Annotated in this window: 5 protein-coding genes; 4 read left to right on the forward strand and 1 reads right to left on the reverse strand. The window is 64.2% G+C overall.

From position 1 onward, the window contains the following. Positions 1-302: 302 nt before the first annotated feature. On the reverse strand, positions 303-1595 hold the full coding sequence (locus B3187_RS14400) for a retropepsin-like aspartic protease (RefSeq protein ID WP_286807167.1): 1293 nt from the start codon (positions 1593-1595) through the stop codon (positions 303-305). Positions 1596-1711: 116 nt separating this feature from the next. Here B3187_RS14400 and B3187_RS14405 point away from each other — a divergent pair, with 116 nt between their 5' ends. From B3187_RS14405 to B3187_RS14420, 4 genes are all read left to right on the forward strand, one after another. Then, positions 1712-2464, forward strand: coding sequence for a response regulator transcription factor (locus tag B3187_RS14405; RefSeq protein WP_286807168.1), 753 nt, complete (start codon positions 1712-1714; stop codon positions 2462-2464). Continuing rightward, positions 2461-3801, forward strand: coding sequence for an MATE family efflux transporter (locus B3187_RS14410; RefSeq protein ID WP_286807169.1), 1341 nt, complete (start codon positions 2461-2463; stop codon positions 3799-3801). The genes B3187_RS14405 and B3187_RS14410 overlap by 4 nt, the downstream gene beginning before the upstream one ends. Positions 3802-3910: 109 nt before the next feature. After that, positions 3911-5728, forward strand: coding sequence for an IucA/IucC family protein (locus B3187_RS14415; protein WP_286807170.1), 1818 nt, complete (start codon positions 3911-3913; stop codon positions 5726-5728). After that, on the forward strand, positions 5721-6312 hold a 592-nt coding region (locus B3187_RS14420; RefSeq protein WP_286807171.1), incomplete at its 3' end, for an IucA/IucC family protein. The genes B3187_RS14415 and B3187_RS14420, both read left to right, overlap by 8 nt.

Consider the following 6312-nt stretch of genomic DNA (forward strand, 5'->3'; position numbering starts at 1 on the left):
AGTCCCTCCGCTTACGGTCTTGAGAAGGTCTACCCCTCCCCGTCCCTCAGTGCCAAGCGGAAAGTTGTTTTTGGTGCTAGTGGCGTAGGGCGGATAAGGGCAAAGCCCGCATCCGCCGTTGCCATCGGGTCGGGACGTTGTATTGGAGCGCCCGTTGTGTGCAGTACCGTCTGTTACGGCGGGTGCGCCTTCGGCTTACCCGCCCTACGGCCGAGCGCAGCGGCATAAACCTCCGTAGGGCGGGTAAGCGAAGCGCACCCGCCGTAACCATCAAGTCAAATATGGCAATCATTGCCGAGCGACTATTGCCGCGGCTGCAACAACAAAACCTCGTCGTCCTGATCCACCTCAAATCGAAACTGGCTCAAAACATTCATGCCAAGCAGCCCATCCACATTATCGGGCGTATTGAAATCCAACACTGCCACGGGCACATCCCTCAGTCGGTGATCACCAATCTGGACACTGTCCACCCGATACACCATCCCCCGGGTGGTGCCGCTGGCGGTATTGAACATCTGCGGCCCTAACTCGGTAAAACGTACCGAAGCGCTGATTCGATCAAAACTGCGCTGAGTTAATGTCGTCAGACTGGCCCCGGTATCAATTACCAAGCGTACCTCTTCCCGGCTATCCAGCCCGAGCGGTAGCAGGTAATGGCTGCCGATGGTGTCCAGCTCAATGCTGCCCACCGGTGGGGGCGGGCGCCGCTCGGCCACCGGGGGCGGTGTGGTGTGGTTGAGCAGGGCCGTGGCGCGGGCGCCCAGGGTGGAGTGGGACGTCAGCGCTTCCAGCAGGCTCCGGCCATAGGTGGTGTCGCCGTGGTGCAGGTGCAGCTCGCCCAGACGCAGGCGCTGCTCGGCACCCCCCAGGTCCAGCTGTTCCAGGGTCTCGTAAAAGCCCAGCAGGCTCTGCCAACGCTGCGCGCCCACCAGTTGATCGTCCACCTGCCGGACAAATTGTTCAAACGCCTGACTCACGCGGCTGCGTTGTCCGGGCTGGGTGGCGCTGTAGGCGAAGGTGAGCTGGAAGGTGCGCGCCGCTTCGGCCCAGTAGTCGGACTGGAGTTGGTGGCGGGCGAGCAGAAGCAACACGTCAATATCATCGTAGTGCACCGACAAAAAGGCGTCGGCCAACGCGGTCAGCGCGTAGTCATCGCCCGCGCGCAGATAGTCCTCCAGATACTCCAGCACCAACTCCCGCAGCCGACCCGCCAGGGCCGAATCCTGCCGCTCCGCCTCCTGGTAGAGCCCCATGGCGGCATTGAACGCCTGCTGGTCCAGAAGTGCGTGCATCTCCTCAGCCCAGTCGGCGGGCTGGGGAGGCGCTTCGTTGGCAGAAACTGGATCGTCCGGAAGTGTCGCCGCCTCAAGCGTATTGAGGGAGGGCGAGGTAACGGATGAGTCTCGCACTGGCGGTGATGAGAGTGGCCTGACGAGGGGCGAACCCGATGCGGACTTGCTCGGTTCTGCAAGGCTGGTCGCCTCGACCGGAACGGGCGCCAGTGCTCCGCGCAGCCACCAACCGCCCGCCAGCCCGGTGGCCAGAAGTAGGCTCGCCAGCAGCAGCGGTCGAAATGGAGGCTGAGTGCTCATAAGGATACCGGGGTCGGGTGAAGGCTAAGGGTAACCAAATTTGTGACCGGCTTCTATTGCTCTTTATTTAATAATGAGTATGATTCGCATTATTGACAAAGAGCGATGGAGGCACAATGGAAACGTGGGCGAATCGACCATCCGAGATCAGGGTGCTGTGGGTAGGGCAAACCTCGACCTTACAGGCGCGGGTACATGCGACCTTGCGCGCGCGGGGCTGGTCGCTGGTGGTCTGCCGGGCCGGTCGTGAGGCGCTGGACTGCGTGCTCAACACCGAGGCCGACCTGCTGTTGCTCGACGTCGATGTCTCGGCGCTCGACCCCTGGGAGCTCCTGGCCGAGTTGCGTCAATGGCAGGCGACGCCCGTCATTGCTCTGGCCGATGAGCCCGCGCTGTGTATCGACGCCTTTCGGCGCGGCGCCGATGACTTTGTCGCCAAGTCGGCGGATCTGTTGGAGCTGCAGTTGCGGGCCGAGGCACTGTTGCGCCGGAAGCGCCCACCGATGCCGGCCGACCCGGGCCGGGAGAGACTGGTGGTGGGGCCTTTGTCCCTCAGTCGCGAGGATGCGTCGGTTCGCTACGACGACCGCCCCCTGCGGGTGACCGCCATCCAGTTCAAACTCCTGTGGTGTCTGGCGGAGCACCACAACACCCTGTTGAAGAAATCCGAGCTGCACCGCTGGGTGCTGAATAAATCCTATTGCCGGGACGACCGCAGCATCGATATGCACCTGAGCCGGGTCCGTCGCAAACTGATCGCGACGGGTATGCCGCCCGATGCGGTGGAGACGGTGCGCGGACAGGGCTACCGGCTGTCGCTATTGTCCAGCCGAGCGTCAGCGGGTCTTGATCGGGCGGTGCAAGGATGAGCCGGGGCGAGGCGGCCCTCGACGCACCGGCCCTGCCCACCTTCCTGCGCTATGTGGGCTCCTCCACTCTGGGCTTGCTGGCCCTGACCAGCGCGGCGGTGGTGGACGGACTGATGGTGGGTAAATGGCTGGGTGCCGATGCGCTGGCGGCGGTCAATCTGCTGATTCCGCTCTGGATTCTACTGTTTGGCAGCGTGCTGATGCTGGCCATTGGCGCCAGCGTGGTGGCCGGTCACTACCTGGGCGCGGGCCGACGAGACGCGGCCAGCCGGGTGTTCTCGGCCTGTGTGTGTCTGGCGCTGGTGCTTGGGGTTGCCGTGACGCTGCTCGGCCTGACGTTTGGCGACTATCTGTTGCACTGGCTGGCCGTGCCGGAGCGGCTGCAGCCGCTGGTGAAACCCTATTTCCAACTGGTGCTGCTCGGCCAGGCGCCCCAGAGTGTGGCAGTGGTGCTTTACTATTTTCTGCGGGTGGCGGGCGAGCCCCAACGGGCCAGTCGTGCCCTGGTGCTCGGCGCGCTGGTGAACATCCTGCTGGATGTGCTTGGGCTGGCGGTCCTGGGCTGGGGCTTGCGCGCCGCCGCTGGCGCCACGGTGGCGGCCCAACTGACCCAGTGCCTGGTGCTGTTACACCTGCTGCACAGTGGTCGTACGCCGTTGCGCCTGCGGCCGGGCTGGCTCTCCTGGCGACGCTTGCGCGCTTTCTGCGGCAACGGCTTTTCCGAGTTTCTGAACGAGGTGTCGGCGGGGGTGGTGCTGTTCGTGTTGCACTGGCTGCTGGCACTGACCGGCGGTGTGGCGGCCGTGTCCGGCTTTGCCCTGATTCACTATGCCCTGTTGCTCAATGTCATGCTCGCCTGCGCGGTGGCCGAAGTGGTGCATGTGCTGGCCAGCCAGAACCTGGGCGCGGGGCAGCCGGTCCGGGCCCGGCGCTTCCGGGACTACGGGCTGGGATTGGCGGCCACCCAGGGGCTGCTGTTGTGGACGTTGGTCTTCCTGGGAGGGCCGGCCTTGAGCAACTGGTTCTTCGAGGGGCCAGCGGCAAATTATGCCGCCCGCTTCTGGCCGGTGATCGCCCCGGTGCTTCTGTTGACCGGGCTCAACCTGGTGTTGTCCGCCTGGTTCACCGGTTGCCGGCAGCCGCGCCGCTCGGCGCTACTCGCGTTGGCGCGTAGCCTGGTCCTTCCTCTGGTGTTTCTGGCGCTGCTCTTCCCCTGGCGCGACCAGGTGTCATTCCTGTGGGCTCTGCCGCTGGCAGAGCTGCTGACCCTGGGGTTGGCGCTGGGAATGTTGACGGACAAAACCACGTTTCGGCGCCTTCTTCCACTGCGGCAATGATTGAGCTGCCAGAAACCGTAACAATTGTAAAACCAAATGACATTGAGAATTGTTCGCATATAATCGGCCGTAACTCCTCCCTCATCGGATTGGCAACGAGGACTCTGTTATGGCCGATTTTGCGCGACACCTGGCCGAGTACGCCAGCTTTCAGGCATTCGTCAATTGTTATCTGCGGGAAGTGGATGGCGGGCGCTGGCTGAGCCCGGATACGCCCCAGACCCGGGCCCTTCTGCCGCAGACGCTGCTGACCGGTAAGTCCCTGCTACAGCTGACCCTGCCGCGGCAGGAGCTTACCCTGTGGCTGCTGGTGAGTTATCGCTCCCGGGTCGGGCGCCAGCGCATCGAGGCTGTCTTCTGCCAGCAGGGCGCACAACGGCGACAGGAGGGGTTCTGGAGCACGCTCCTGCTGCTGGTCAAGGAGTTGTTCCACGAGCGCAACGCCCAGCCCGGCGCCGGGCTCAAGCGTCGGCAACTGGAGCTGACCCACCGGTTGACCGATAGCCTGCAGAACACCTTGCGTTATCTGGAAACCCGTTGGTCGCAGCCCTACCGGGCGCCCTTGAGCTTTTGCCGCGCGGAGCAGAGCCTGGTGCTGGGCCACTGGTTGCACCCCACCCCGAAGAGCCGGCAGGGCATTCTTGACTGGCAGCATCCCCTGATCACGCCGGAGCTGGAGGGCCAGTTTCAGTTGCATTATGTGGCCGTGCACCAGGACTGGGTCGAACAGCAGTCCCTGTTGCCCCAGTCCGCTGAGAGCCTCGTAAGTGAAGCGCTGATGCAGAGCGACCATTCGGTGTCGATCGGCCCGGACGAGGTGTTGATTCCCGTCCACCCGCTGCAGGCCCACTGGTTGCTCGCCCAGCCCCGGGTTCAGGCCTGGCAGGAGGCCGGTCGGCTGCGCTACCTGGGCCCGCTCGGGCACACCTTCACGGCCACCTCCTCGGTGCGCACCGTCTACCACCGGGACGCGCCCTGGATGTACAAGCTCTCCCTGCCCGTGAAAATCACCAACTCCCTTCGGCAGAACAAGGTGCGGGAGCTGCGCGCGGGGGTGCTGATGGCCGGTCTGCTGCACAACCTGCAATTCTCCCGGCGCTTTCCCCGTTTTCAGGTGATTGCTGACCCGGCCTACCTGACGCTGCGCGACCCTGAGGGGGGCGATAGCGGCTTTGAGGCCATCGTGCGGGAAAACCCCTTTGGTGTCGGGCGTGATCAATCGGTGCTGTGTCTGGCGGCGTTGGTGCAGGAACCCTGGCACCCCCGCCAGCGCCGCGCCGTGCTCTCGGAACTGATCGAGCGGCTGGCGCTGGAGGAGGGCCGGGCGCCGGGTGCGGTCGCCCGGGATTGGTTTGATGCCTACTGGCACTGCGCAGTGGAGCCCTGCCTGGTGTTGTTCGACCACCATGGCATCGCCCTGGAAGCCCATCAGCAGAACAGCCTGCTACGGCTGGCCGACGGCTACCCGGAGACCTACTACTACCGGGACAACCAGGGCTTCTATCTGGACGAGCAACAAAAGCCCAAGCTCCTGCAATGGCAGCCGACATTGGATGCCGACAGCGATCTGTTTTACCCCACGGATGCCATTCTGGACCGCTTCGGTTATTACCTGCTGGTCAATCAGGTGTTCGCCGTGGTGAATCGGCTGGGCGCCGATGGCCTGCTGGCGGAGGCCGAGCTGATCGAGCGGGTGCGGGACAAGCTGGAGGCGCTGCGTCTGACACTATCCGGCAATGGTCGGGTCCTGATTGAGCGCTGGTTGACCCAGACTCAGTTGCCGGCGAAAGCCAACCTGTTGACCCGGGTGGAGGATATCGACGAGCTGGAGGCCGATATGGAGTTGGCCGCCTATACCACCATCGACAATCCGCTCTGTGTAGCCGCGCGGATCGAGCGCCCTCTTGAGGAGGCGGTCCATGTCTGAAGCTCTGGCGCTCAGCGTTCCACAACAGGCGTCGTCGGTGGCCGTTGATGCTCTGCCGAGGATTCTACGGCAAACGCTGGAGGCCGCCCTGTTCGAGGGACTGCTCGACTACATTGTCGTTCCAGCCCGGGAGACCGCGTCGACTTGGGATACCCTGTACTTCAGCCTGGGAAACGCGGATTACACCTGCCCGGGGCGGGTGCGCGGCTTTGGGCGCATCCGGTTGCAGCTGGCGGAATTGACCCGGATCCAACCTGTCGCCCGCCGGCCGGAGCTGGAGGAGGTACTGCGTCAATTGTTGGCCTGCCTGCCCGGCGACGCCGAGCGCAAACAGGCGTTGACCCGGGAGTTGAATCAGACCCGGATCTGGTGTCAGTGGAATGCGCGGGAGTTGCCACCGCTGGCAGTGCGTCGGGAGCTGCCATTGGTTGCGCTGGAGGGCGCCCTTCGCGAGGGGCATCCCTACCATCCCTGTTTCAAAGCGCGCATCGGCCTGAGTGAAGCCGACTACCAACGCTACAGCCCCGAAGCCGCCGACCCGGTGCGCCCGCACTGGATTGCCGTTCCCCGCGAGCGGGTTCTCG

This window comes from Marinimicrobium sp. UBA4209 (genome assembly GCF_002381585.1).
Classification (GTDB): domain Bacteria; phylum Pseudomonadota; class Gammaproteobacteria; order Pseudomonadales; family Cellvibrionaceae; genus Marinimicrobium; species Marinimicrobium koreense.

Excerpts from the sequence above, each read along its gene's own strand:
- B3187_RS14405 (WP_286807168.1), top strand. The coding sequence starts at position 1,712 with ATGGAAACGTGGGCGAATCGACCATCCGAGATCAGGGTGCTGTGGGTA.
- B3187_RS14410 (WP_286807169.1), top strand. The coding sequence starts at position 2,461 with ATGAGCCGGGGCGAGGCGGCCCTCGACGCACCGGCCCTGCCCACCTTC.
- B3187_RS14400 (WP_286807167.1), bottom strand. The coding sequence starts at position 1,595 with ATGAGCACTCAGCCTCCATTTCGACCGCTGCTGCTGGCGAGCCTACTT.
- B3187_RS14415 (WP_286807170.1), top strand. The coding sequence starts at position 3,911 with ATGGCCGATTTTGCGCGACACCTGGCCGAGTACGCCAGCTTTCAGGCA.